Source organism: Caulobacter sp. DWR1-3-2b1 (genome assembly GCF_049895765.1).
Lineage (GTDB): Bacteria > Pseudomonadota > Alphaproteobacteria > Caulobacterales > Caulobacteraceae > Caulobacter.
Window position 1 is genome coordinate 43,571 of the sequence record NZ_JAFCSZ010000017.1, and the last position, 23,262, is coordinate 66,832.

Here is a 23,262-nt window from a genome sequence, read left to right on the forward strand (position 1 = left end):
CCGACAGGACCCCTGGAATGAAAGCAGCAATCTACAGGGCTTACGGGCCGCCCAGCGTCGTGCGCCTGGCTGATGTCCCCATGCCCACACACGGACCCAAGGAGGTCTTGATCCGCATCCGAGCGACGACGGTCAGCTCCGCCGACTGGCGGGCGCGAAGCCTGGCCATGCCGGCAGGCTTCGGGGCGATGGCCCGCCCGGCCTTTGGGCTGATCGCGCCCCGTCAGCCTGTTTTGGGTACCGAACTGGCCGGAGAGGTCTCGGCGACAGGCAAGTCCGTCAGCCGTTTCCGGGTCGGCGACCGGGTCTTTGCGTTCGCCGATGCCCGCTTCGGCTGCCATGCTGAATACAGGGCGATGCCCGAACACGGTCTCATCGCCCACATGCCCGCCAATCTGTCCTTCGAGACCGCTGCCGCCCTGTGTTTCGGCGGAACCACAGCCCTGGGGTTCCTTCGCGACAAGGGCAACCTCAAGCGCGGGGAACGCGTGCTTATTGTCGGCGCGTCGGGATGCGTCGGATCCGCCGCCGTGCAGTTGGCGCACCATTTTGGCGGGAGGGTCACCGCCGTCTGCAGCGCCGCCAATCTGGACCTCGTTCGGGGAATCGGGGCCGAAGCCGTCATCGACTACAAGGCCCAGGACCTTGCCGCCATCGGCCAGACCTTCGACATCATCCTCGACACGACGGGAACCGCGCCCTTTGCGCGCTGCGGTCAACTGCTCAAGCCCGGTGGCCGACTGCTGGTCGTTCTAGGAACCCTGGCCCAGACGCTGGGCCTGGGGGGTCCCTCGCGCGCTAGTGGCCTAAGCATGATCGGCGGGGTCCCGCGGGTCCAGCCAAAGGACCTGGAGCTCCTCGCTCAACTGGCCCAGGCCGGTCACTTCCAGCCCGTCATCGACCAGGTCTTCCCTCTGGAAAATGCCGTACAAGCCCATGCCTATGTCGACAAGGGCCACAAACGCGGCAGTGTGGTCCTCACCGTCAGCAAGACATAGCAGTCCGGCCTCGGGCCACGATCCCTTGATGCACGCCCTCGCGCCATGGCCTATGCTACAGGCCATTCGCCATGCGTTTCGACGACCGCTTCCTTGAAGAACTGAAGTCCCGCCTTCGCCCTTCCGATGTCGTCGGAAAGTCGGTCAAGCTGCGGCGGCAGGGGCGCGAATATGCGGGGCTGTCGCCCTTCACCAAGGAGAAGAGCCCGTCGTTCTTCGTCAATGACGACAAGGGCTTCTATCACTGCTTCTCCAGCGGCAAGCACGGCGACATCATCAGCTTTCTGCAGGAGACCGAGCGGCTGACCTTCACCGAGGCGGTCGAGCGACTGGCCTCCGAGGCCGGCATGACCCTGCCCGAGCCCGACGTCCGCGCCGCCCAGGAAGACCGCAAGCGCCAGGGCCTGGGCGACTGGATGGAATTGGCCGGCGCCTGGTTCGAGGCCGAGTTGCGCCGCCCGGTCGGCAAGGACGCTCGCGCCTATCTGGAACGTCGCGGCCTTCCCGAGAGCGAGTGGAGCCGCTTCCACATCGGCTTCGCGCCCAACAACCGCACCGGCCTGAAGGACTATCTGATCGCCAAGGGCGCCCAGCCGGGCGACCTGGTCGAGGCAGGCGTGCTGATCGCGCCAGAGGACGGCGGCGCGCCCTATGACCGCTTTCGCGACCGGATCATCTTTCCGATCACCGACACCCGGGGAAAGGTCGTCTCGTTCGGCGGCCGGGCCATGGATCCCGCCGCCCGCGCCAAATATCTGAACGGTCCCGAGACCAGCCTCTTCCACAAGGGCCGGTTGCTGTACGGCCTGTACGAAGCCCGCAAGATCCTGCACGCCGCCCAGGCCGCCGCGCCGACCGAGGCCAATCCGATGGTGGTGGTCGAGGGCTATATGGACGTCGTCGCCTGTCACCGGGCCGGCGTCGCGGCCGTGGCCGCCATGGGCACGGCGATGACCGAGGAGCAGATGGAGGTGCTGTGGCGCCTGCATCCCGAGCCCACCCTGTGCTTCGACGGCGACAAGGCCGGCCAGCGCGCCGCCAGCCGGGCCATGGACCGCGCCCTGCCCCTGCTAAAGCCCGGTCGCTCGTTCAAATTCTCACTGGTGACCGGCGGCAAGGATCCTGACGACGTTCTGCGCGAGCAGGGCCCTGCGGCGCTGAAGGCCCAGCTGACCGCGACGACGCCCTTCGTCGAGCAGTTGTTCAACCGCGAGCGCGACCTGGAGCCTCTGGATACCCCCGAGCGCAAGGCCGGCCTCAAGCAGCGCCTGCGCGCCGCCGCCGCGACCATCGCCGACAAGGATCTGGCCCAGGCCTACAAGGACGATCTGCTGGGCAAGCTGGACGCCCTCTTTCCGCGCGCGGGCTTCACGCCCAATGACGGCGGAGGCTACGGGAGCGGGCGCCCGTTCACCCCGCGCGGTCAGTGGAAGAACGGTAAGCGCGAGCCGCCCGACCCCGGCATCCGGGGCGTGGCCCGCGCCCAGATAGCTGAGCGCATCAACCCCTTCCACGCCGCCATCGCAGTGGCTGCCATCGACCATCCCGGCTGGGCGCGGCCCTATGACGAGGCCATCGAGCGGGTGGGCTTTGGCGATCCGCGCCTGCGCCCCCTGGCCCACGAGCTGTTCGAGGCCCTGGTCGATGACATGCACGACGACGCGCCGTTCCGCGAGATCCTGGCGCGCAAGGGCTTCGCCCCGCAGCTCGCCGAGTTGGAACGCGTCGCCAAGGCCCTGGACGGCGCGCCGTTCCTCGACCCGAACATGGAACAGCACCGCGCCAAGGTCTTATGGTCGGCCTGCTACGAAGCGGTGATCGAAGTCGCCAATTCCGAACAGGCCCTGGAATCCCTGCGCCGCGAACCCGTCACCGCCGGCAGCCTGACCGCCACCCGCGACCTGCGCACCCGCATCGCCGTCCTGCAGCGCCAGATCAGCAATCTGGAGTTCTGGCAGGGGGCTAGCTGATCAGGCCCCTATCCCTAATTCCGTCTCCCCGGCGAATGCCGGGGCCCAGATTCAGTATGAGCATTTGGGGATGACGCGCCTTCCGACGGTGCAGAAATTTACGCGCTCAGGGTTCGATCTGGCACCCGACATTCGCCGGGGAGAGCGGAAGTAGAGGTTGCAGAATGACTACTGCCTCTTGACACCGCCCCCCTGCCCCGCCATTTGCCGACTCAAGGATTTGCTAAGCAGCTGATTGACATCGAGCGGGCCGCCGTACTCCGCGCGCGCCCTTACCGAAACAGGATGTCACCCTCGCCGCCGACGTTGGATCCCAGTGGTCGCGGACCCTCAAGGTCGTAACGCATGAGACCGCGCTGAAACGCCGTCGTCTCCGCCGAGAGTATTCTGGCGGAGTAACTATTCGTGGCGAACGTTCAGTGCTGGTGGCATGCGACACTTTGTGGCCGAGATCTTTTTGGGAAACGACGAAACGGACGGCGCGGCCCAGGCTGGCGGGACCTTTTCGGAACTAGAATTTTTTCGGCGCGCCTCTCGCGGGGGATGTTTCGCCGACCTCGGAGACCTTGATGAGCAACAATTCCTCGGCCGATACGGAAGCGCCTGAGTCCACCGGCAGTGATGGGCCGCTCCTCGACCTGACCGATGCGGGCGTAAAGAAGTTCATCAAGCAGGCGAAAGCCCGCGGCTTCGTCACGATGGAAGAACTGAACAAGGTGCTGCCTTCGGAAGAAGTCAGCCCCGACGCCATCGAAGATACGCTGGCCATGCTCAGCGAAATGGGCGTCAACGTCGTCGAGGCCGAAGAAGACGCCGAAACCGGCGAAGGCGGCGAAGTCGTCGCCCGCGAAGACAACCAGCAGGTCATCACCTCCGACAAGCCGTCGGCCTATGACCGCACCGACGACCCCGTGCGCATGTATCTGCGCGAGATGGGCTCGGTTGAGCTGCTGTCGCGCGAAGGCGAGATCGCCATCGCCAAGCGAATCGAAGCCGGTCGCGACACCATGATCCGGGGTCTGTGCGAAAGCGCCCTGACCTTCGAAGCCATCATGGTCTGGCGCGAGGAACTGGGCACGGGCCGCATCCTGCTGCGCGAAGTGATCGACCTTGATGGCACCTACGCCGCCATCAACGGCGTCGCCGCCCAGCCGGCGGCCGATGACACCGAAGCCGAACCGTCCGAGCCCGTCGATGACGAAGCCGCGCCCAAGCCGGAAGCCGAAGGCGACGACGAGGACGATTTCGACGACGGCGCCGGCCCCACTGTCAGCGCCATGGAAGGCGAACTGCGCGAAGGCGTGATGGCCATTCTCGACGCCATCGCCAGCGAGTTCGAAACCTTCCGCAAGCTGCAGGACAAGCTGGTCGGCAGCCGCCTGCGCGGCGAAGACCTCAGCGACAACGACCGCAAGGCCTATGAGGCCCTGTCGCAGACCATCATCCTGCACCTGAAGACGCTGAAGCTGAACAACAACCGCATCGAGGCGCTGGTCGAGCAGCTCTATGCGATCAACAAGCGCCTGATCGGCCTTGAAGGCCGTCTGCTGCGTCTGGCTGACAGCTATGGCATCAGCCGCAGCGAGTTCCTCAAGGCCTATTTCGGCTCCGAGCTGAACCCGACCTGGTCGGATCAGGTCAAGAGCATGGGCGTGCGCTGGACCAAGTTCGTCGAGAACGACCAGACCTCGGTCGTGGATATCCGCAGCGAGATCGCCGCCCTGGCCACAGAGACCGGCGTGCCGATCGACGACTATCGCCGCATCGTCCAGACCGTCCAGAAGGGCGAGCGCGAAGCCCGTCAGGCCAAGAAGGAAATGGTCGAGGCCAATCTGCGCCTCGTGATCTCCATCGCCAAGAAGTACACCAACCGCGGCCTGCAGTTCCTGGACCTGATCCAGGAAGGCAATATCGGCCTGATGAAGGCTGTCGATAAGTTCGAATATCGCCGCGGCTACAAGTTCTCGACCTACGCCACCTGGTGGATCCGTCAGGCCATCACCCGCAGTATTGCTGACCAAGCAAGAACCATCCGCATCCCGGTCCACATGATCGAGACGATCAACAAGATCGTCCGCACCAGCCGCCAGATGCTGCACGAGATCGGCCGCGAGCCGACCCCCGAAGAGCTGGCCGAAAAGCTGGCCATGCCGCTGGAAAAGGTCCGTAAGGTCCTGAAGATCGCCAAGGAGCCGATCAGCCTCGAAACGCCTATCGGCGACGAGGAAGACAGCCACCTGGGCGACTTCATCGAAGACAAGAACGCCATCCTGCCCATCGACGCGGCCATCCAGAGCAACCTGCGGGAAACCACCACCCGCGTGCTGGCCTCGCTGACCCCACGTGAAGAGCGCGTGCTGCGCATGCGTTTCGGCATCGGCATGAACACCGATCACACCCTCGAAGAAGTCGGCCAGCAGTTCTCTGTCACCCGCGAACGCATCCGGCAGATCGAGGCCAAGGCGCTGCGCAAGCTGAAGCACCCGAGCCGGAGCCGGAAGCTGCGGAGTTTCCTGGACAGCTAAGGCTGGATCCTCGGATCGAAAACGCACACGCCCCGGTCGAAAGGCCGGGGCGTCTTTCGTTGTGGGCGGGGGTTTAGCCTCCCGCGTACGTAGCGCATAACGCTACAGAAAATTGACTTCCGTGGCGCAGTACGCTGCACTTTTCTCGTTAGAAGGAGCTAACGGGGGATGATCCAGAGTTGGAAAAGTGATGACCTCAAAGCAGTGTTCGAGGGCAGGACGCCGAAAGGCTTTCCCGCCACCCTCGCTAAAAAGACCCGCCGCTTACTCGCGCAGATGAGCGCCGCAACGGATGTCGAGCAACTCCGCTTTCCGCCAGATAATCGCCTTCAACAGCTGGCCGGCGATCTGGCCGGGAAGTGGTCGCTGAACGTCAATGACCAGTACCGCCTCGTGTTTTCGTGGGGGACCGACGGTCCCGAGGAGGTCTGGTTCGGCGACTGTCACTAGAGCATTTTCCGATAAGTGTGAAACGGTTATCGGATCGAAAAATGCTCTAAACTTTTGATTTAGAGCCCTTTTCGCCCGACCCTGATGAAGCCATCAGGTCGGAAAGGGCTCTAGCCCCGCGTTTGTAATCTTGGCCCCGTTCACGGAGGAACGGTAATGGCCACTTTTTTGGACTATAACTTCGTCTCGCCGCTTCTCCACTCTGGCGAGATTCTTCGCGAGGACTTCATGGCCCCACACGGCATGACAGCCGGCGCGCTGGCTCGCGCCATGGGCCTGAAGGACAGGACGCGCACCGAGCGCTTGACCCGCGAGACCCAGCCCGTCACGCCCGATACGGCGATGCGTCTGGAGCGCGTGTTCGGCGCCAACGCCCAATTCTGGATGAATCTGCAGGCCCAACACGACCTCTCCAAGGCCGTGGTCCAGCACCGAGCCGACTATCAGTTAATCGAACTCGTCTAATCCCTAAAGCGGCGCGAAGCCGCCATCGTCACGCGTCCGGCCCGCGCCAGTCGCCGGCGCCTCCGACCGGCCGCAAATAACTCAAGCAATCTCTTCAGTTTCTCTTGCCATCTTTCGCCGGCCGGAATACTAAAGCATATGCTTCATCAAACACCCACCCTGGACCGCGTCTTCCATGCGCTGGCCGATCCCGCCCGGCGCAGCATGCTGGAACGGCTGTCGGCTGGCCCCGCCTCGGTCAGCGAACTGGCCCAGCCCCTGCCCATGAGCCTGTCGGCGGTTGGCCAGCACTTGGCCGTGCTGGAGGCGTCCGGCCTGGTGAAAACCGAGAAGGTCGGGCGGGTGCGGACCTGCACGCTCGACGCCGGGGCCCTGATCCAAGCCGAGAAATGGATCAACGAACGCCGCATCGGCTGGGAGCAGAAGCTCGACCGGCTGGGCGAATTCCTGGCGCAAACCAAGCCCGGAACGGAGACCTGACCTATGGCCGACATTACTCACGCCACCTTTTTCCTCGAGCGGGTCTCTGACGCCGCCCCGGCCCGCGCCTTCCACGCCTTTACCGACCCGGACGCCCGGCGGCGCTGGTTTTTCAAGACTGACAGCTGGTCGCTGCACGCCCATTCCGGCGGCGAACTGGCCATCGGAGCCCAGGAATCCAGCCGCTTCAGCCCGCCGGGCGCGACGGTGCTGATCACCAATGACAGCATCTATCTGGACGTCGCCCCTAACGAGCGGCTGATCTTCGCCTATGCCATGACCCTTGGCGGCGCGCCGCTGTCGTCCTCGCTGGCCACGGTGGAGTTCCGGGCCGAGGGCAAGGGAACGCGGCTGGTCTTCACCGAACAGGGCGCCTATCTGGACGGCAATGTCGCCGGGCGCGAGGAAGGCACCCGGGAAATGCTGGAATTGCTGGCTGCGGAATTAGCGCGGGCGGCGTAGTCACGCGCAAAGGGGCCCGGCGCTTGGCCGGGCCCCTTCCCCCCCGCCGCGCTCCAGCACGGGACGGGGGTAGAGCCTGTCTCATTCAAAATTGCCCATTTGATGAGAATTTCCGGCTCTAGATCAGTGCGTTTGCCGCCTAGTCGCGACGGACCCAGGCCGAGCCCGCGCCATTGGCCGAGGCGTTGGCGCCGGACTTCGACGCCGAGCCGGAAAGGCCCAGCGCGCCGGCCGGGGCGACGGAGCCCTTGCGCGCCTTGGCGCTGCCCGAACCCGAGCCATTGGCAGAACCGGAAACGCCATCGCGGCTGACCGCGCCGGTCGCAGCCCTAGCGCCATCGCCGGTCACTCGGGTCGAAGAGGCCGCATCGCGGGCGGAACCCACGGCGTCAAGAGCACGTCCCGTCGTCGAGCCGGCCCGATCACGGACGTTGGCGACGGCGACGCTCGCCGCTTCACCGGGGCCAGCAAGGTCCGGCATTCCCACCTGGCCCGCACCGCCAAATGCGCCCGAGGCCATGCCGCCCAGACCGCCAGCCGCCGCCGAGCCTGAGCCCGAAGCCTGACCGGCGCCCGAGGCCTCGAGTTGCGGCGCGCGGGCCGAGCTGGCCGTGCGCTCCGCCGCGCTGCGGGCGCGGGTGGTCGTATCCCGGGCCTTGCCGCGCGCGGTGTCGGTGGTTCCGCGAACCCGCGAGCCCACGCCGCTGGCGTCAGGGCCGGTCAGCCGACCCGCGCCGCCGAACGCCCCGCCAAGATTGCCCGAGGCTCCGCCCAAACCGCCAGTGAGGCCGCCGGTCAAACCGCCGCCGCCGGAACCGCCGAGGAGCTGGGCTTGCGCCATTGGAGCGACAAACAGGGCCGCGACGGCGGCTGTGGTCATCAGGAAAGGTGTCTTGCGCATGGGGTGTCTCCTTGCATTGGCCCCTAAGCGTTAGGGGGAGGCGCGTATTCAGCGCCTCCTGCTTGTCCAACGACCCTGCCCCGGCGTTTCTTCCCGCCCTGCGAAATTTATTGCGGCACGAAGCCTCGGCCGAAGACGGTGTCGCGGCCGGGCGCACCAAGGTCCTGCGCCGACGCCGCCAACCGCTCGACCGCTCGCGTGGCTCCGGCGGGATCGGGCGCGGGCAACAGGCGGGCCAGATGGCCGGCGACGATGGGCGAGGCGAATGAAGTGCCGCGCACGCTGGCCGCGCCGCCGCCGGGTCTGGCCGCGCGCAGGCCGGCGCCGGGCGCGGCGAAATCCACATGCAGCGCCCGGCCTGCTTCCGGCAGAGGGCGCCGGCGGGCGTCGACCCCGGTCACCGCGATCACGCCGGGATAGGAGGCCGGATAGAGCGGCGGCGCGGCGGGCCGTCATTTCCGACGGCGGCCACCAACAGGCAGCCGCGTGCGCTGAGCGCCCGCACCGCCGCTGCCAGGGCGGCGTTGGGCGGACCCACCAGGCTGATATTGACCACCGGCGCGCGCGAGGCGGCCATCCAGCCTAAGGCCGCGACGATGGCCGAGGCCGAGCCGCCGGCTTTCCCGTCGCCATAGACGTCGGCGACCAGGATCTGGCCGCCCTTCCCCGCGCCGATCAGGGCCGCGGTGGCGGTGCCGTGGACCGAGGCGCGCGTCGAACCGGCGAAAGCCCGCTGCTCGACACGAACGCCCGCGAAGGCCGCGTGCCGCGCGTCCACTCCGGTGTCGAGCAAGCCGACCTTGATGGCCGCGCCCTCCCCTGAAGGCGCGGCGGCGACCGGCGCCGGAGCGGCTCCACCCGCGTCGAGATAGATGTGATTGTAGTCATAGGTTCCGGACGGATCGGTCTGACGCAGCCGCGCCACCGCCTTACGGACATCCACGCCCTTGGGCGGCGCCAGGGCGACCAGCGCGACGCCCAGCTCCGGATCGGTCTGGCTTCTCAGCACCGTAAAGCCCGCCGCCCGCGCCGCGTCCAGACTGGCCGGATCGGGCGACACCGCCAGCACCTCGCCGCGAACCACGGGCTGACCCAGCTCGTCAATATCCAGCCGGCGCGGCTGGGCCCGGACCAGGTCGCGCAGCCGGTCCAGGCGCGCGGCGGCCAGCAGCTCCGGCGTCAACCGCCTCGCGGCGCCTTCGATCCTGTCCAACCGACCTGTCGCATCAGGCAGAGCAGGCAGGCCCGCAGACGGCAAGGTGGGCAAACCTGGGCCGCCCGGCAGCAACTGAGCCACGGCCGGCACGTTGGTCGAAAGGACGATGACGCTAGCCAGGGCCAGGAGGGTTCGGCGGGGCATGGTCGATATAAACTCCTGCTGCCGTTTCACAACGCCCGGAATCGGCGAAGGTTGGGGCCGTTGGGCGAAATCCGTCGGGTCATGGATTAAACGTCCGACCTCAGCCGTTTCTTCCTCAGGACGACAACGACCTTGGATACGTTTCAGACCGCCCTGATCGACTTGCTGCCCCGGCTGCGCCGCCTTGCGCGGATTCTGGCCTGGGAGCCTGCCGACGCAGACGACCTGACGCAACTGACGCTTGAGCGGGCCTTGGTTCGCCGCGACCAGTGGCGCGACGGCACAAGGCTCGACAGCTGGGTCTTTCGGATGATGAAAAACGCCTGGATCGACGAAATGCGCAGCCGCCAGCGGCGCGCCCGCGTGCTGGCGCCGGAGGAGTTGGGCGACAGCATCGCCGATCCCGGCTCGGCCAATCTGGACGCCCGCCTGGGCGTGACGGCCGTAGAGCGCGCCCTGGCCGCCCTGCCTGAAGAACAGAAATTCGCCGTCGCCATGGTGCTGGTCGAAGGCCTGTCCTATCAGGAGGCCTCGGCCGTGCTCGACATTCCCATCGGCACCCTGACCAGCCGCCTAGCGCGCGGTCGGGCGGCCTTGCAGACGACGCTTCTGGCGCAAGGGGCCCAGCCATGACCTTCGACGACGAAACCCTGGGCGCCTATGTGGACGGCGAACTGGACGCGGCCGCGTCGGCGGTGATCGAGGCCACGGCGCGGACCGACCAGGCCCTGGCCGTCCGCATCGCCGACGCCCGACAGGTGCGGAGCATGATGTCCGGGGCGTTCGCCTCGGTCGTGGCCGAAGCGCCGCCCAAGCGGCTGATCAAGGCGGTCGCCTCGACACCCAAGCCGGCGCAGGCCCCGAAACCTGCTCAGGCCCCAAAACCTGCTCAGGCCAAGGTCATCCCGTTTCGCAAGCCTGCTCCGCCGCCCGCGCCTTCACAACAGCCGCCGCCGCAGTGGAGCCGTCCGGTCTGGGGCGCCATGGCCGCCTGTCTGGCTGTCGGAATCGCGGTCGGCGTCGTCGCGCCCTGGGAGTCGAAGACCGACACAGGCCTCTCGCCCAGTCCCCTGGTCGTCGCCGCCCTAAACACGCAGGCGTCCGGCCCCAATGCCGGGCCGGTGCGCATCGGGCTGAGCTTCAAGGCCAGGGAAGGCGGCTATTGCCGGACCTTCGCGGCGGGAGCGACGGCGGGCCTGGCCTGTCGCGAACGCGGCGCCTGGACGGTGAAAGCCGCCGCTCCGACCGCCGCCGGCGACGGCGGCGGCGCTTACCAGACGGCGTCCAGCCAGACGCCCGCCGCCGTGCTCGACGTGATGGATGCGCTGATCGAGGGCGCCCCGCTGGACGCCCAGGCCGAGGCCAAGGCCCGCAAGCGCCGCTGGCGCTAGAGCCCTTTCCGACCTGATGGCTTCATCAGAGTCGGGCGAAAAGAGCTCTAAATCAAAAGTTTAGAGCATTTTTCGATCCGATAACCGTTTCACACTTATCGGAAAATGCTCTAGGTTCGCGCCGTCAGCCCGAGTTGCTCGGTCACCTTAGCCATCGGCGATCCGCGCGGCACGACCAGCCACTGTCCGGGACTGGAGGCGTTGGCGGCCACCACCGCGTCCTTGGGGCACAGGTCAAAGCATCCGACCTCGATGACGCCGATGCTGGCCTTGCGACCCTTGCCGCCGCCGGCGGCCTGCCTCAGCGCCTTGCGCAGGCTCTGGTCGCCGTCCTCGCCAAAGCCGCCGTCCAGCTTCTTCGAACATTTGCGGCAGACCAGCACGACATGGGACCAGTCCGTCTTTACCGCCTTGATCGCCTTGATGGGGGCCTTGCTCATCATCGCCTCGAACGCGGCGAAAGGCGCCGCGCTCAACAGATAGGGAGGCGCGGCCCACGCGCAAAATGGCGTCAGCGTCCGTTGAAGCCCGGGTCCTTGAAGAAGAACAGGCTCAGCGCCAGCACCGCCGCCGCGTCGCGGTCTGGTGAGCCCTTGGGCGGCAGATAGAAGGCAGGGGCCATGCCGCTCAGGCTGACCCCGCCAATATCCACGCCGTCGCAGCTGAAGACATAGCCCAAGGCGCCGCCGCCGCCGATCGGCATGCCGCCGACACGCTGGGTGCGAACCCGCAGGACGATCCCCTCATAGCGAAACTCGCCCGCCCGCTGCGGCGCCGCCATGCCGGCCAGGCCTTTCCCCTGGAAAGGGCCAGGGTCAGGTGGGCCTTGATCGGCGTCTCGCCGCGTCGGTAGTCGCAGACAAAGGCCAGGTCGTCGCGATCGAACGTGATCCAGCCCAGGGCGATCTTGCCCTGCCCGCCCGCGCAGGATCCGGTGACGGGCGTCGCGAAACCGGGGGCGCTGACCGTGAAGTCGGCGCTCATCTGGTCCTTCGAAAAGACCTTGGAATCATTGAAGCCGCCGCTGACGGCCTTGGTGCGCACCGTCGCGCCGCCGATGTACTCCCCTACCGCATAGCCCGGGCGCAGCAGGCTTTCGCCCTTGCGGCCCTGGAGCTTGAGATTTTCGGTCCGGGCCATCATGGCCTCGACGCTATCGGCGGCCTGAGCGGGGCCGCAAAGCAACAGTCCGGCCGCGACAGCGACCGCGAGAACGCATCTGGCCATGTCTTGCTCCCCCCAAAGCTCGTGAGCCCGCAAGCTGGAGTGGAACGATCACGCCCGGAGCGGGGAAAGGTCAAGTCGCTCCCCGGGGAATTTGGGACAGGACCCGGGGAGCAACAGCCAGACGTCCTTCCGCCGGGGGGAGCGGGCGGGACGTCTGGAAAGCGGCGCGGCTAGACCTTCATGTCCAGCAGCGCGCCGGTCATTTCGTCGGCGGTCTTGGCTACGGCGACGTTGGCGGCGAAGTCGTTCTTGGCCGAGACCTGCTGGACGGCTTCCTTGACCAGATCGGTATCGATCTCGCGCGCGCTCCAGGTCGCCGTGCGCTGGGCGCTTTCGGTGAGACGGTGAGCGGCGGCGGTCATGCCGGCGGCGGCGATGGCTAGGGCCTGCATGGCAAGGCTTTCCTTCAGTACGCCATCGTCTTCCCACGGCTGGGTTAAGCCCTCGCGTAAAAGAAAGGTGAACACCGCATCAGCCATGTCAGGCAGGGAAAATCGTCCCCGGATCGGCAAAGATTACAAAACGTTCAGGTCGCCCATCTCGACAAGCCCTCCCAGGCTGGCCAAGGTTCGCCCCTTTCGCGGGCCAGACCCGCCCTGGAGCTCTGCTTGATGTCTTTTTCGCGCCGCGCCGCTCTTCTCAGCGCCGCCATGCTCATGGTCTCCCAGCCCGTCCTCGCCGCCCCCAAGGCCAAGACGCCTACGCCCAGCTTCACGCCCTCGCCCGAGGCGATCCGCGCCCACATGACTTTCCTGGCCGACGACCTGATGGAAGGTCGCGAAGCCGGCACCCGTGGCTATGACCTCGCCGCCAATTACGTGGCTTCGCAATACGCCCAGCTGGGCGTGAAGCCGGGCGCCGCCGATGGCTCGTACCTGCAACGCGTGCCGCTGCTGGCCTTCAAGAACGCCGCCGAGGGCGCGTTCAACCTGACCGGTCCGGACAACAAGGAACAGGCCCTGAAGTTCGGCGAGGACTTTCTGCCCACCGCCCAGGCCCAGGCGACCGAGGTCAATGTCGAAGCTCCGTTGGTCTTCATCGGCTTTGGCGTGGTCGCCCCCGAGAAGGGCCGCGACGACTATGCCGGCCTCGACGTGAAGGGCAAGATCGTCGTCCTGCTGAGCGGCGCGCCGTCCAGCTTCCAGACCGAAGAGCGCGCTCACTACGGCAATAACACGGTCAAGCGCATCGAAGCCGCCAAGCATGGCGCGGTTGGCATGATCACCATGGGCACCACCAGCTCGGAAAAGCGTCGCCCGTTCGAACGCGGGATCGCCAACTACCGCGAATGGCGGATGACCTGGCGCGACGCCAACGACGTCGGCTATGTGCGCGGCGTCTCGGCCCCGACCCTGGCTTCGCTCAGCCCGAAGGGCGCAGCCAAGCTGTTCGCCGGCGCCCCTACCGCCCTGGACGCCGTTCTGGCGGCGGCCGAAACGCCCCAAGGCGCGGTCAAGGGCTTCAACCTGCCGTTCAAGGCCTCGGTGGCGCTGAAGAGCGAGATCGAAAAGCGCGAAAGCAGCAATGTCGTTGGCGTGATCGAGGGTTCCGACCCCGCGCTGAAGGCCCAGACCATCATCCTCAGCGCCCACCTGGACCACACCGGTATCGACGATCACGGCAAGGGTCCGGACAAGATCAATAACGGCGCGCTGGACAACGCCTCGGGCATCGCCACCCTTCTGGAGGTCGCGCGCGGCTTTAAGAACGCCAAGACCAAGCCCAGGCGCACCGTCCTGCTGGTCGCGGTCACGGCTGAGGAAAAGGGTCTGGTCGGCTCGGAATACTTCGCCAACAACCCGACGGTTCCGAAGGCGAACATCGCCGCCAACGTGAACCTCGACATGCCGATCCTGCTCTATCCGTTCACCGACGTGGTGGCGTTTGGAGCCGACCGCTCGACCCTCGGCCCGGCCGTGGCCAAGGCCGCCGGCCGCGTGGGCATCGCGCTTTCGGGCGACCCGTTGCCGGACGAGGGACTGTTCACGCGCTCGGACCACTATCGCTTCGTCGAGCAGGGGGTGCCTTCAGTGTTCCTGATGACCGGCTTCCAGAACGGCGGCGAGAAGGCCTTCAAGGACTTCCTGGCCACCAACTATCACAAGCCCAGCGACGATCTGAAGCTGCCGATCGACTATGCCGCGGCCGCCAAGTTCGCCCTGGTGAACTACGAAATCGCCCGCGAGCTGGCCGACGCGCCGGCCCGCCCGGTTTGGAAGAAGGGCGACTTCTTCGGTACGCAGTTCGCGCCGGCAGGTCACCCGTCCGCGGCAAAGTAGGTTCCCGTAAAGACCGGCATTGACCCAGGGGGCGGCGGAAGGGATTCTGCCGCCCTCACTGTTTTCCGAGGCTCGCTTTCCTGTGTCTGTCCGTACCGGCGCCTTCCTGAAGATCGGCGTGATCACGCCGGTGATCATGGTGGTCGACGTGTGGCTGGCCCAGAAGCTGTTCCCCGGCTTCGATCCCGGCGCCCAGTTCATCAGCGAGCTGGGCGGCCCCGACGCGCCGGCGCCGCTGGTGTTCAATATCGGCATGGTGCTGGCCGGGCTGGCGGGCCTATTGGCCGGCGCCGGCTTCACCCACGCGCTGGAACATGCCGGCGGCCGTCGCACGGTCTCGGCCTTTGCCGGCCTATGGGTGGCCCTGACCGGTCTCGGCGCGATCTTTGCCGGCCTGTTCCACTGGCCCGACGAGATGCACCGCGCCTGCGGCGTGGGCCTGGCCATCCAGTTCGCGCCGCTGTTCACCGCCTGGGCTCTCTGGGGCCTTCCCGGCCACAAGCGGCTGGCGCAGTTCTCCCTGGGCTGGTTCTTGGGCCTGCTGCTGGTCTTCGCCCTGCTGACCGGCGTGTGGAACGTGCGGACGGGCTACGATGTCGGCTACTGGCAGCGTGGCCACGCGTTCCTCGGCTTGCTGTGGCTGGGCATCGCCGCCTGGACCCTGGAGCGCGGCTGGAAGGCGGGACTGGCGGCTGAACCGTCTGTCGCCTAAGCTTCTTGGAACCGGCCACGCCCTCAGGCGTCATCTTGAATGCATGGAAAAGGGACGAACGTCATGACCGAACGACGACTTCGCGCCGGCGCCACGGTCTGGGCGCTCGCCGCCGCCACCCTGGCCCTGACCGCCTGCTCCGACCAGAAAACCCAGGACCAGGCCGCCTCGGCGCCCCCGGTGGCTGTCGGCTCGGAAACCCGCACGCCCGCAACGCCTGCTCCTACGCCAGCCACCGGACAGACCGGCGGGTCCACCGTGGGCGGTGATGGTTCCGAGATCCAGCTGTCGGCCCTGACCCCGGCGGATATGCAAGCCAACGCCACGCAGGGTGAGCTCGCCTGCGGGTTCGCCGCGGACGGCGCGACCCTTCTGACGGCGCAGGGCTTTGTCGCTTCGAAGGATGCGGCGCAGGGTCTGGTCAAGGTGACAGGATACGTCGAGCGCGTCGCCGCGCCCGGCGGGTTCGACGGCATGCTGAAGGGAGCCACCTTCACCGGCGCCGGCAAGACCGTTGTCATCGCGGTGACAGGCCCGGCGACCGGCGGCGGCGAGTCTCCGCCCAGCCCTGCCACCCTGACCTATCAGCGCGCCGACGGCGCCAGCCGCGTCATCCCCGGGACCTGGACCTGCGGGCCGTAGGAATGGCCGCGCCTATCGCCAGGCGTAGTTGAAGCTGATGCTGATCCGCTGTTCGTCGGCCTGGTTGGGCGTCACCTCATGGCGCAACCAGCTCTCCCACAGCAGGATCGTGCCAGGCTGAGGCTGGACATAGACGAAGGGCCGCAGCTCCTCCGGCGCGTCTTCGTCCCGCGTCGGCGCGGCCATCATCATCGGCAGGCGCGGATCCTCGAACTTCAGGGCCGAGGCGCTGGTCGGTATGGTGACATAGACCGTTCCCGAGATGACGCTGTGCGGATGGATGTGGCCAGTGTGCTGGCCCCCGGGATCCAGGATGTTGATCCAGAAGCTGTCCATCACCAGCTTGCCGCCCGCCAGGTCGAAGCGTAGCTCGCGAGCGAAGGTGATGGCGTGCCTGTCGAGCTTCTTCTTGAGGTCGGCGAACAAGCTGTCGCGCTGGGGCAGGTCGTCCAGCGAGGCATAGGAGGTATAGCCCGGATAGCCTTTTTTCTCGGCCCAGGCCTGGCCGGCCTCGTCCTCCTCGGCGACGGCGATGCAGGCGTCGTGCAGGTCGTCGATGAAGGATTCGAAGTCCTTCTCCGCCGAGAGGCTGGCTTCATAGAGCGGGGTGACGAAGAGCGGGCGCGTGGTCATGGGCGGTCATACCGCCCCACGCGGTTGACGACAAACAGGCTTGGGAGGATCATTGACGCATGGCCGACGGCGAAATGACCCTGACGATTGATGCGGCGCTGGTTGAGCGGCTGAAGACCCGCGCCGAGGCGGCGGGGCAGAGCGTCGAGGAATTCGCCCTTCACCTGCTCGAAGAAGATCCGATCTGGGCGGAGGTCGATGCGATCTGCGAGGCGGTCATGGCCGAGGATAGTGGCATTCCGCTCGATGAACTGGGGCCCTGGATGAACGGCTGGGGCAAGTCTGACGGTCCGCCCCCACCACGATGAAGCCTGTCTTTGTCTCGCCGCGCGCCTATTCGGACGTGCGTGATCTCGAGGCCTGGCTGTCCGCGCGGAATCCGACAGCAGCGTTGCAGGTCGGCCCTTTGCTGTTCCAAGCGATGATGTCGCTTCAAGAATTTCCCGAACGGGGCCGGCAGGCGGCGAACTATCGCGGCCGGGAGCTGAACGTGCCTTTTGGCGCGCACGCCTATATCATTCGCTATCGTGTCGAACCGGATCGCGTGATCATGGCGACGGTACATCACAGCCTCGGACGTCGCTGAACCCGTTAGACTCGCCTATATGTCCGTCGTGAACGACGACACCGCCCCAGCCCACCTCGCCAACGCCCTGCGCGGCGCCGCCCTGATCAAGGACGAGGCCGCGCGCCTGCCTGACGCGCCCGGCGTGTACCGGATGATCGGCGAGGCCGACGAGGTGCTCTACGTCGGCAAGGCCAAGAGCCTGAAGAAGCGCGTGATCCAGTACGCTCAGGGCCGGTTCCACACCAACCGCATCGCCCACATGGTCGACGCCACGCGAGCCATGGTGTTCGTCACCACCCGCACCGAAGCCGACGCCCTGCTGCTCGAGATCAACCTGATCAAGTCGCTGAAGCCGCGCTTCAACGTGCTGCTGCGCGACGACAAGAGCTTTCCCGAGATCATGATCCGCCGCGACCACGCCGCGCCGCAGCTGCGCAAGCATCGTGGCGCCCACACGATCAAGGGCGACTATTTCGGGCCGTTCGCCAGCGCCTGGGCGGTGAACCGCACGCTCAATACCCTGCAGAAGGCTTTCCTGCTGCGCTCGTGCAGCGACAGCGTCTATGAGAGCCGCGACCGGCCCTGCATGCTGCACCAGATCAAGCGCTGCGCCGCGCCGTGCACCGGCTTGGTCAGCCTCGAGGACTACCAGGCCCTGGTCGACCAGGCCGAAGGCTTCCTGCGCGGCAAGTCTCGCGCGGTGATGGCCACCATGGCCAAGGCGATGGAAGAAGCCGCCGAGGACCTGGAGTTCGAGCGCGCCGCCCGCCTGCGCGACCGCATCCGCGCCCTGTCGTCCGTCGCTCAGGAAAGCCAGATCAATCCCGAAACGGTGGATGAGGCCGACGTCGTCGCCCTGCATGTCGAGGGCGGCCAGGCCTGCGTGCAGGTGTTCTTCTTCCGGGCCGGCCAGAACTGGGGCAACCGCGCCTACTTCCCCCGCATCACCGGCGCGGCCGAGCAGGAAGGGGTCAGTGAAGAGGCCCAGGCGATGACCGCCTTCCTGGGCCAGTTCTACGACGACAAGCCGATCCCCCGCCTGATCCTGGCCAATCTGGAGCCGGCCGAGTGCGCCCTGCTGGCCGAGGCCTTCGCCCTGAAGAGCGGCCGCAAGGTCGAGATCAGCGTCCCCAAGCGCGGCGAAAAGGCCGACCTGGTGGCCCACGCCCTGACCAATGCGCGCGAAGCGCTGGGCCGGAAGATGGCCGAGGGCAGCGCCCAGACCAAGCTGCTCGCCGGGGTCTGCGAGGCCTTCGGACTGGACGCCCCGCCCGAGCGGATAGAGGTCTATGACAACAGCCACATCCAGGGCACCAACGCCGTGGGCGGCATGATCGTGGCCGGGCCGGACGGCTTCATGAAGGGCCAGTACCGCAAGTTCAACATCAAGAGCACCGAGCTCACCCCCGGCGACGACTACGGCATGATGAAGGAGGTGCTGAAGCGCCGCTTCGCCCGCCTGGTCAAGGAAGAGGAAGAGGGCGAAAGCGACAACCGCCCCGACCTGGTGCTGGTTGACGGCGGCAAGGGCCAGCTGGACGCGGCGCTGGAAATCATGGCCGACCTGGGCGTCGACGACATCGCCGTCGTCGGGGTCGCCAAGGGCCCGGACCGCGACGCCGGGCTGGAGCGCTTCTTCATGCCCGACAAGACGCCGTTCATGCTCGAGCCCAAGTCGCCGGTGCTCTACTACCTGCAGCGCCTGCGCGACGAGGCGCACCGCTTCGCCATCGGCGCCCACCGAACGCGCCGCAGCATGGACATGAAGAAGAACCCGCTCGACGAGATCGAAGGGGTCGGCCCTGGCCGCAAGAAGGCCCTGCTACACGCCTTCGGCTCGGCCAAGGGCGTTGGCCGAGCGGGGATCGAAGACCTGCTGAAGGTCGAAGGCGTCAGTCGCCCCATGGCCGAGCGCATCCACGCGTTCTTCCGCAAGAGCTGAAGCTCGGCCTTGCAGACGGGCGGGGGCGGGCCACATCAGGTCATGTCCGATCTTGTCCCCATCCTGATCACCCTGGCCGTCATCGCCGTTCTGACGCCGCTGGCGGTCTGGGGCGCGCGCAACGCCAAGCGCTCCAAGCGGGCCATGGCCCCGCTGGCTGGCATGATGATGCTGCTGGGCGCCTTCTTCACCGCCGATCCCCCGCCTCCGCCGCGCTCCGAATCCACCGCGCGCGAGGAGGAGGACGAGGACGGAGCCGCCGATGGAACGCGGCCCGACCGTTAGGTTTAGACTCGTAATCTTTTACACTTGTCAAACCAAATGGTGCTGCGCACTCTCGTCCTCAGGGACGGGAGAATGCCGATGACGATACCGGTCTGGGACAAGCCGCGCCGCATGCCATTGCTCCCGCGCATCTTCTCGGGTGTGATCGTGGTCGGCATTCTGGGCGCGGTCGGCCTGTCGGTTGTCGATCTGATGCGCGTGGAAAAGGTCAACGCCACCCTGCCCCCGCCGACGCCGGGGCAGATGTTGGTCGAGAAGCCCAGGGCTCGGGCTGAATGGGGCCACGTCCGCGCCAGCCTCAAGGCCCGGTTGAAACAGACCAATCCTCTGGATCTGGGCGCGGTTTGGGCCACACGCACCGGACAGATCTGCGGCCTGGTCGATGGCCGGGGCAGTTTCGGCGGGCTGACCGGCATGGTGCGGTTCTATTCGGTCGACCGGATCCCGGTGTTCCATCGCGACGTCGACCACCTGGAGTTCCAGCACGCCTGGTTCGAGTGCGCGCGCGACCGCTGGGTCAGGCTGCGCGAGGGCTCGGAAGAACCGGGCTTCTGCGGCACCGAACTGGGCAAGCGCCGCTGCTACACCGTGCGGATCGTCGATCGCGTGAGGACGGTGGAAAACTAGAGGCCTCGGGTCTCGACCGGCTCGCGGTTTGCGTCCAGGCGGATGGCGATGTCGGCGCGAGACGGCAGGTCGCAGGCGATCCACTCGGTCAGGCGCTGATAGTGGGCGACAAAGCGGTCCAGAGCCGCATCGTCCATGGCCAGCGCCGGGTCGCGGCCATGGGCGGCGAGGTCTTCCCGCAGGCGCTGCTCCTGCTGCCCCCGCCAGGCGCGAACGGTCGCAAAGTCGGGCGCGGTCATCACGACCAGAAGGTCGATCCGGTCAAAGAGCGCGCGATAGGGTCCCGCCAGGGCGGCGTTGGCGCGGCGCCGCCAGAGACCCGCCGGGTCTTCGTCGCGCTCAAGGGTGTTGACCGGTTCGACGAGCGCCGCCTCGGGCTGAGCTCTGGCGCCCAGGCACCAGCCTTCCAGCAGGATCACCTCGACCGGCGCCTCGAAGCACTCGAAGTCCGCGACCGGCGCACGGTCGTCGACGGCCTTGTCGAAGCGGGGCAGCAGAACTCGGGCCGGACGGGCGAGCGCATCCAGAACGCCCAGGCCAAGGCCAATGTCATGAGTCCCCGGAACGCCACGGGTGCGCAGCAGCGGATGAACCGCCTGACCCAGGGCCAAGCGCTCGGCGCGGGTCAGATAGAGGTCGTCCAGCGACAGGTTGGCGGTCTTCAGGCCCCGGCCCCGCAGCAGCCGCGTAACCAGTGCGACCAAGGTTGACTTGCCAGCCCCCTGAGGGCCGCAGAGGCCGACCACCAGAGGCTCATTCCGTCCAGCAGCGGCCTGGGCGATGCGCGCGGCGAGCGGGGCGTGGAGCCGGGCGGCCAGATCGGCGAAACGGGCCGGCAGACCCGCCTGCGCCACGAAGGCGGCGATCTCGCCGTCGCCGGTCACCGCGCTCAGAACGGGTTGGCCCAGCGCACCGCGTCCGGCGATGGCAAGGGCAGAACGGCCTCGAACACCAGACCTTCGGGCCGGAAGTCGAAACTGGGCGAGCCTTTCAGTTCGCGGCGGATCGAGCTGTCGATCAGGCGCGTGCCGAAGCCCGGCTTGCCGGGAGCCTTGGCCGGAGGACCGCCCGTCTCGACCCAGATGATGGTCAGGACCCGGGCTTCCAGGTCGATCTGCCACGCTATGCTCACCCGGCCGGTCGGCGCTGACAGGGCGCCGTACTTGGCGCTGTTGGTGGCCAGTTCGTGGAACACCATCGACAGGGCCACGGCCGTATGAGGATCCAGCGAGACCGGCGGTCCGGAGCTCTCGACCCGCTCGCCATGGGCGCGGGTGCAGACCTGCATCAGCTCGCCGAGATCGGCCTTGCTCCAGCCCCCCCGGGTCAGCAGATCGTGGGCGCCCGAAAGTGCGATCAGCCGCTCGGTAAACGCCTCGACCGGCGCGCCCTCCAGCTTGCCGAAGGTCCGGCGCGCCAGGGCTTGAACCGTGGCCAGGGTGTTCTTCACCCGGTGGTTCAGCTCGTTGATCATCACCTTCTGGCGCTCTTCGCGGGCCTGCAGCTCGCGGGAGGCGTCGCTCAGGGCGACATGGATGGCGGCGATCTCTTCCAGGCCTGGCTCGGCCGGCGCGACGACCGGCCGGCCCAGTCCAATGGTGCGAGCGGCCGCCATCAGGCGTCCTACCTCGCGATTGATGCCGCGCGAGAAGAACAGCGCCAGGCCGATACCCAGGATCAGCAGCAGCATGAAGACGCCGGTTGCGGCCATCACGGAATGGGTCACGGTCTGAGCCAGATCGGCGCGGGGTATGGCCACCACCAGCGTCCATCCCGTCTGCGGCGAGCGGGTGTAGGCGACCATGGTCGGAACGCCGTCCAGCGACTCGCTGCGATTGACCCCTTCGTTGGAGCGCTTGAGGTTTTCGGTCATGTCCGGCGAAGCCGAATGGCCGACCCATTTGTCCTGCCGGATCGAGCGGGCGATGACCTTGCGGTTGTTGTCCAGCACGGTCGCCACCCAGCGATCGGGCACACGCTGCTCACGGAAAACCGAGGCGTAGGACGAGGCCTCCACCACATAGGCCAGCGTATAGGGCTTGCCGTGGACAAGCAGCGGCGTGCCGACGCTGATCACCGGCTTCCCGGCCGCCGCGCCCATCTGCAAGTTCGATATACGGCTCCGTCCGGCCTGAACGCGGCCTCGCGGGTCGCGCGACCGGGTCGTCTTGGGCAGAGGCGCGCCGTGCGGCTGCAAGGTGTTGACGATCTGGTGTCCGGCCTCATCAAACACCACCACCCAGCCCGAGCGCTGGTCGGTCACCCGGCGGGCGCGAGCGTGGAAGGTCTTCCAGTCACCCGCCAGCAGGGCCTGATCGCTGGCCAGGGTCTCAGCGACGGCGACGCCGACTGCGGCCTGGCGATCGGTGGCGCCAGACAGGGCCCGGGCGGTGGTCAGCAACTGCTCGTGAAGCTGCGCTCGGCTCTGGCGGTCGGCGCCGGCGAGGAGGAAGCCCGTGCTCAGCAGGGCCGGGACCAACAGGCTGATGGTCAACAGAAGAAGCCGCCCGCGAACCGAGTTCACGCCTGCTCTACCCATCGCACCGTACCGGTCGATCAGTTCCATCCGTGCGAAGCGCCGCCACTGACTGGATCTGCCGCGACCCTTGTCGCCCTTATAGCCAATCAGGTCCGATCCGCGCTGCGAAAAAATCACCGGCTCGTTCTGTCGCCGGCGAACGCGAAGGCGTAGCCGTTCGCCACTTTCCCGCGTTAGAACCTCATGATGAAGAATCTGCCGAACATCCTGACCGCCTCGCGCCTCGTCCTGGCGCTGTTCATGTTCGTGGCCCTGGCCGCCGCCGCCGGCGCGGTGCCGTGGGTCAGCGAGCGTCTGACGGGCGAAGATCAGTTCCGGCTGGAGCGCTGGGCGTTCTGGGCGTTCGTGGTCGCCGCTGTCACCGACTTCTTCGACGGCTGGCTGGCCCGCAAGATGGACGCCGTCACTATCTGGGGCGCGATCCTGGATCCCATCGGCGACAAGATCCTGGTCTGCGGCGCCCTGCTGGGCCTGATGGCCCTGGGCCCCAACCCTATGATCGTGCTGCCCGCCGGCCTGATCCTGTTCCGCGAATTCGCCGTCAGCGCCCTGCGCGAAGTCGGGGCCGGCAAGGGGATCAAGCTGCCGGTCACCGTTCTGGCCAAGTGGAAGACCACCCTGCAACTGGTGGCCATCGGCGCCGAGATGGTGCTGGCCTCCTGGGCCGCGTTCGGCCTGCCCGACACCCCCGACATCGTCGGCCCCGCCGCCATGGCCACCCACGGCCTGCTGTGGCTGGCCGCCATCGTCACCCTGATCACCGGCGCCCAATACTGGGAAGCGGCCCGCAAGGCGCTGACCTAGAC

General features: G+C 67.1%; 27 protein-coding genes. 18 read left to right on the top strand and 9 right to left on the bottom strand.

What is annotated here, in order from left to right:
- Window positions 1-80 precede the first annotated feature (80 nt).
- The 7 genes from ACP69S_RS14840 (at window position 81) to ACP69S_RS14870 (ending at window position 7,350) form a co-directional block, all read left to right on the top strand.
- Window positions 81-998 carry an NAD(P)-dependent alcohol dehydrogenase gene (locus ACP69S_RS14840; RefSeq protein ID WP_425998467.1) on the top strand — a complete coding sequence of 306 codons (918 nt, stop codon included), beginning with the start codon at window positions 81-83 and terminating at the stop codon, window positions 996-998.
- A gap of 71 nt (window positions 999-1,069) precedes the next feature.
- Window positions 1,070-2,968: a DNA primase gene (gene dnaG / locus ACP69S_RS14845; protein ID WP_425998469.1), complete on the top strand. Its 1,899-nt coding sequence runs from the start codon at window positions 1,070-1,072 to the stop codon at window positions 2,966-2,968.
- A gap of 569 nt (window positions 2,969-3,537) precedes the next feature.
- Window positions 3,538-5,493, top strand: coding sequence for an RNA polymerase sigma factor RpoD (rpoD, locus tag ACP69S_RS14850; protein WP_425998471.1), 1,956 nt, complete (start codon window positions 3,538-3,540; stop codon window positions 5,491-5,493).
- A gap of 168 nt (window positions 5,494-5,661) precedes the next feature.
- Entirely contained in the window at window positions 5,662-5,943 is a 282-nt protein-coding gene (locus tag ACP69S_RS14855) for a type II toxin-antitoxin system RelE/ParE family toxin (protein ID WP_425998473.1), read from the top strand.
- Window positions 5,944-6,099: 156 nt separating this feature from the next.
- Window positions 6,100-6,408, top strand: a complete 309-nt coding sequence (locus tag ACP69S_RS14860) for a HigA family addiction module antitoxin (RefSeq protein ID WP_425998475.1) — start codon at window positions 6,100-6,102, stop codon at window positions 6,406-6,408.
- A 138-nt stretch (window positions 6,409-6,546) separates the two neighbouring features.
- Window positions 6,547-6,888 carry an ArsR/SmtB family transcription factor gene (locus ACP69S_RS14865; RefSeq protein WP_425998477.1) on the top strand — a complete coding sequence of 114 codons (342 nt, stop codon included), beginning with the start codon at window positions 6,547-6,549 and terminating at the stop codon, window positions 6,886-6,888.
- A 3-nt stretch (window positions 6,889-6,891) separates the two neighbouring features.
- Window positions 6,892-7,350, top strand: coding sequence for an SRPBCC domain-containing protein (locus tag ACP69S_RS14870; RefSeq protein WP_425998479.1), 459 nt, complete (start codon window positions 6,892-6,894; stop codon window positions 7,348-7,350).
- Window positions 7,351-7,489: 139 nt separating this feature from the next.
- Here ACP69S_RS14870 and ACP69S_RS14875 read toward each other — a convergent pair whose 3' ends face one another.
- The 3 genes from ACP69S_RS14875 to ACP69S_RS14885 all read right to left on the bottom strand — a co-directional run bounded on the left by ACP69S_RS14875 (window position 7,490) and on the right by ACP69S_RS14885 (window position 9,611).
- Window positions 7,490-8,251 carry a hypothetical protein gene (locus tag ACP69S_RS14875; protein ID WP_425998481.1) on the bottom strand — a complete coding sequence of 254 codons (762 nt, stop codon included), beginning with the start codon at window positions 8,249-8,251 and terminating at the stop codon, window positions 7,490-7,492.
- Window positions 8,252-8,358: 107 nt separating this feature from the next.
- Entirely contained in the window at window positions 8,359-8,661 is a 303-nt protein-coding gene (locus ACP69S_RS14880) for a S8 family serine peptidase (protein WP_425998483.1), read from the bottom strand.
- Window positions 8,658-9,611 (bottom strand): S8 family serine peptidase, encoded by a 954-nt coding sequence (locus ACP69S_RS14885; protein ID WP_425998485.1) that lies wholly within the window; start codon window positions 9,609-9,611, stop codon window positions 8,658-8,660. Before ACP69S_RS14885 ends, ACP69S_RS14880 begins: the two co-directional genes overlap by 4 nt.
- 132 nt (window positions 9,612-9,743) lie before the next feature.
- Here ACP69S_RS14885 and ACP69S_RS14890 point away from each other — a divergent pair, with 132 nt between their 5' ends.
- Complete coding sequence (locus tag ACP69S_RS14890; RefSeq protein WP_425998487.1) at window positions 9,744-10,244, top strand: RNA polymerase sigma factor; 501 nt, start codon at window positions 9,744-9,746, stop codon at window positions 10,242-10,244.
- Complete coding sequence (locus tag ACP69S_RS14895) at window positions 10,241-11,002, top strand: anti-sigma factor family protein (RefSeq protein ID WP_425998489.1); 762 nt, start codon at window positions 10,241-10,243, stop codon at window positions 11,000-11,002. Before ACP69S_RS14890 ends, ACP69S_RS14895 begins: the two co-directional genes overlap by 4 nt.
- A gap of 110 nt (window positions 11,003-11,112) precedes the next feature.
- Here the strand turns inward: ACP69S_RS14895 and ACP69S_RS14900 are convergent, their stop codons facing one another.
- The 3 genes from ACP69S_RS14900 to ACP69S_RS14910 form a co-directional block, all read right to left on the bottom strand.
- Window positions 11,113-11,442 (bottom strand): (2Fe-2S) ferredoxin domain-containing protein, encoded by a 330-nt coding sequence (locus ACP69S_RS14900; RefSeq protein WP_425998491.1) that lies wholly within the window; start codon window positions 11,440-11,442, stop codon window positions 11,113-11,115.
- 187 nt (window positions 11,443-11,629) lie between these two features.
- A complete protein-coding gene (locus ACP69S_RS14905) occupies window positions 11,630-12,229 on the bottom strand; it encodes a hypothetical protein (RefSeq protein ID WP_425998493.1) in 600 nt (199 codons plus the stop codon).
- A 170-nt stretch (window positions 12,230-12,399) separates the two neighbouring features.
- Complete coding sequence (locus tag ACP69S_RS14910) at window positions 12,400-12,708, bottom strand: flagellar hook protein FlgE (RefSeq protein WP_425998494.1); 309 nt, start codon at window positions 12,706-12,708, stop codon at window positions 12,400-12,402.
- 132 nt (window positions 12,709-12,840) lie between these two features.
- On the opposite strand from ACP69S_RS14910, the gene ACP69S_RS14915 reads away from it, so the two are divergent.
- The 3 genes from ACP69S_RS14915 (at window position 12,841) to ACP69S_RS14925 (ending at window position 15,862) form a co-directional block, all read left to right on the top strand.
- Window positions 12,841-14,508, top strand: coding sequence for a M20/M25/M40 family metallo-hydrolase (locus ACP69S_RS14915; RefSeq protein ID WP_425998496.1), 1,668 nt, complete (start codon window positions 12,841-12,843; stop codon window positions 14,506-14,508).
- Window positions 14,509-14,527: 19 nt separating this feature from the next.
- Window positions 14,528-15,220 (top strand): DUF998 domain-containing protein, encoded by a 693-nt coding sequence (locus tag ACP69S_RS14920; protein ID WP_425998498.1) that lies wholly within the window; start codon window positions 14,528-14,530, stop codon window positions 15,218-15,220.
- Between the two features lie 63 nt (window positions 15,221-15,283).
- Window positions 15,284-15,862 (top strand): hypothetical protein, encoded by a 579-nt coding sequence (locus tag ACP69S_RS14925; RefSeq protein WP_425998500.1) that lies wholly within the window; start codon window positions 15,284-15,286, stop codon window positions 15,860-15,862.
- 12 nt (window positions 15,863-15,874) lie between these two features.
- On the opposite strand, the gene ACP69S_RS14930 is transcribed toward ACP69S_RS14925, so the two are convergent.
- Window positions 15,875-16,495 carry a TIGR02466 family protein gene (locus ACP69S_RS14930; RefSeq protein WP_425998502.1) on the bottom strand — a complete coding sequence of 207 codons (621 nt, stop codon included), beginning with the start codon at window positions 16,493-16,495 and terminating at the stop codon, window positions 15,875-15,877.
- Window positions 16,496-16,554: 59 nt separating this feature from the next.
- Between ACP69S_RS14930 and ACP69S_RS14935 the strand changes: the two genes are divergently transcribed.
- From ACP69S_RS14935 to ACP69S_RS14955, 5 genes are all read left to right on the top strand, one after another.
- Window positions 16,555-16,803 carry a hypothetical protein gene (locus ACP69S_RS14935; RefSeq protein ID WP_425998503.1) on the top strand — a complete coding sequence of 83 codons (249 nt, stop codon included), beginning with the start codon at window positions 16,555-16,557 and terminating at the stop codon, window positions 16,801-16,803.
- A complete protein-coding gene (locus ACP69S_RS14940; RefSeq protein ID WP_425998505.1) occupies window positions 16,800-17,081 on the top strand; it encodes a type II toxin-antitoxin system RelE/ParE family toxin in 282 nt (93 codons plus the stop codon). The genes ACP69S_RS14935 and ACP69S_RS14940 overlap by 4 nt, the downstream gene beginning before the upstream one ends.
- A 19-nt stretch (window positions 17,082-17,100) precedes the next feature.
- Window positions 17,101-19,005, top strand: coding sequence for an excinuclease ABC subunit UvrC (uvrC, locus tag ACP69S_RS14945; RefSeq protein ID WP_425998507.1), 1,905 nt, complete (start codon window positions 17,101-17,103; stop codon window positions 19,003-19,005).
- A 42-nt stretch (window positions 19,006-19,047) separates the two neighbouring features.
- Complete coding sequence (locus tag ACP69S_RS14950; RefSeq protein WP_425998509.1) at window positions 19,048-19,290, top strand: hypothetical protein; 243 nt, start codon at window positions 19,048-19,050, stop codon at window positions 19,288-19,290.
- 78 nt (window positions 19,291-19,368) lie between these two features.
- Entirely contained in the window at window positions 19,369-19,917 is a 549-nt protein-coding gene (locus ACP69S_RS14955; protein WP_425998510.1) for a hypothetical protein, read from the top strand.
- On the opposite strand, the gene ACP69S_RS14960 is transcribed toward ACP69S_RS14955, so the two are convergent.
- Window positions 19,914-20,801 (bottom strand): kinase, encoded by an 888-nt coding sequence (locus ACP69S_RS14960; RefSeq protein ID WP_425998512.1) that lies wholly within the window; start codon window positions 20,799-20,801, stop codon window positions 19,914-19,916. The genes ACP69S_RS14955 and ACP69S_RS14960 overlap by 4 nt on opposite strands.
- 5 nt (window positions 20,802-20,806) lie before the next feature.
- Complete coding sequence (locus ACP69S_RS14965; RefSeq protein ID WP_425998514.1) at window positions 20,807-22,441, bottom strand: sensor histidine kinase; 1,635 nt, start codon at window positions 22,439-22,441, stop codon at window positions 20,807-20,809.
- A 201-nt stretch (window positions 22,442-22,642) separates the two neighbouring features.
- Between ACP69S_RS14965 and pgsA the strand changes: the two genes are divergently transcribed.
- Entirely contained in the window at window positions 22,643-23,260 is a 618-nt protein-coding gene (pgsA, locus tag ACP69S_RS14970; RefSeq protein ID WP_425998516.1) for a CDP-diacylglycerol--glycerol-3-phosphate 3-phosphatidyltransferase, read from the top strand.
- The last annotated feature ends 2 nt before the right edge of the window (window positions 23,261-23,262 follow it).

Excerpts from the sequence above, each read along its gene's own strand:
- ACP69S_RS14930 (WP_425998502.1), bottom strand. The coding sequence starts at position 16,495 with ATGACCACGCGCCCGCTCTTCGTCACCCCGCTCTATGAAGCCAGCCTC.
- ACP69S_RS14950 (WP_425998509.1), top strand. The coding sequence starts at position 19,048 with ATGTCCGATCTTGTCCCCATCCTGATCACCCTGGCCGTCATCGCCGTT.
- rpoD (WP_425998471.1), top strand. The coding sequence starts at position 3,538 with ATGAGCAACAATTCCTCGGCCGATACGGAAGCGCCTGAGTCCACCGGC.
- ACP69S_RS14855 (WP_425998473.1), top strand. The coding sequence starts at position 5,662 with ATGATCCAGAGTTGGAAAAGTGATGACCTCAAAGCAGTGTTCGAGGGC.
- ACP69S_RS14900 (WP_425998491.1), bottom strand. The coding sequence starts at position 11,442 with ATGAGCAAGGCCCCCATCAAGGCGATCAAGGCGGTAAAGACGGACTGG.
- ACP69S_RS14865 (WP_425998477.1), top strand. The coding sequence starts at position 6,547 with ATGCTTCATCAAACACCCACCCTGGACCGCGTCTTCCATGCGCTGGCC.
- ACP69S_RS14895 (WP_425998489.1), top strand. The coding sequence starts at position 10,241 with ATGACCTTCGACGACGAAACCCTGGGCGCCTATGTGGACGGCGAACTG.
- dnaG (WP_425998469.1), top strand. The coding sequence starts at position 1,070 with ATGCGTTTCGACGACCGCTTCCTTGAAGAACTGAAGTCCCGCCTTCGC.
- uvrC (WP_425998507.1), top strand. The coding sequence starts at position 17,101 with ATGTCCGTCGTGAACGACGACACCGCCCCAGCCCACCTCGCCAACGCC.
- ACP69S_RS14840 (WP_425998467.1), top strand. The coding sequence starts at position 81 with ATGCCCACACACGGACCCAAGGAGGTCTTGATCCGCATCCGAGCGACG.
- ACP69S_RS14940 (WP_425998505.1), top strand. The coding sequence starts at position 16,800 with ATGAAGCCTGTCTTTGTCTCGCCGCGCGCCTATTCGGACGTGCGTGAT.
- ACP69S_RS14885 (WP_425998485.1), bottom strand. The coding sequence starts at position 9,611 with ATGCCCCGCCGAACCCTCCTGGCCCTGGCTAGCGTCATCGTCCTTTCG.
- ACP69S_RS14915 (WP_425998496.1), top strand. The coding sequence starts at position 12,841 with ATGTCTTTTTCGCGCCGCGCCGCTCTTCTCAGCGCCGCCATGCTCATG.
- ACP69S_RS14870 (WP_425998479.1), top strand. The coding sequence starts at position 6,892 with ATGGCCGACATTACTCACGCCACCTTTTTCCTCGAGCGGGTCTCTGAC.
- ACP69S_RS14905 (WP_425998493.1), bottom strand. The coding sequence starts at position 12,229 with ATGGCCAGATGCGTTCTCGCGGTCGCTGTCGCGGCCGGACTGTTGCTT.
- ACP69S_RS14955 (WP_425998510.1), top strand. The coding sequence starts at position 19,369 with ATGACGATACCGGTCTGGGACAAGCCGCGCCGCATGCCATTGCTCCCG.
- pgsA (WP_425998516.1), top strand. The coding sequence starts at position 22,643 with ATGAAGAATCTGCCGAACATCCTGACCGCCTCGCGCCTCGTCCTGGCG.
- ACP69S_RS14925 (WP_425998500.1), top strand. The coding sequence starts at position 15,284 with ATGACCGAACGACGACTTCGCGCCGGCGCCACGGTCTGGGCGCTCGCC.
- ACP69S_RS14910 (WP_425998494.1), bottom strand. The coding sequence starts at position 12,708 with ATGGCTGATGCGGTGTTCACCTTTCTTTTACGCGAGGGCTTAACCCAG.
- ACP69S_RS14935 (WP_425998503.1), top strand. The coding sequence starts at position 16,555 with ATGGCCGACGGCGAAATGACCCTGACGATTGATGCGGCGCTGGTTGAG.
- ACP69S_RS14875 (WP_425998481.1), bottom strand. The coding sequence starts at position 8,251 with ATGCGCAAGACACCTTTCCTGATGACCACAGCCGCCGTCGCGGCCCTG.
- ACP69S_RS14860 (WP_425998475.1), top strand. The coding sequence starts at position 6,100 with ATGGCCACTTTTTTGGACTATAACTTCGTCTCGCCGCTTCTCCACTCT.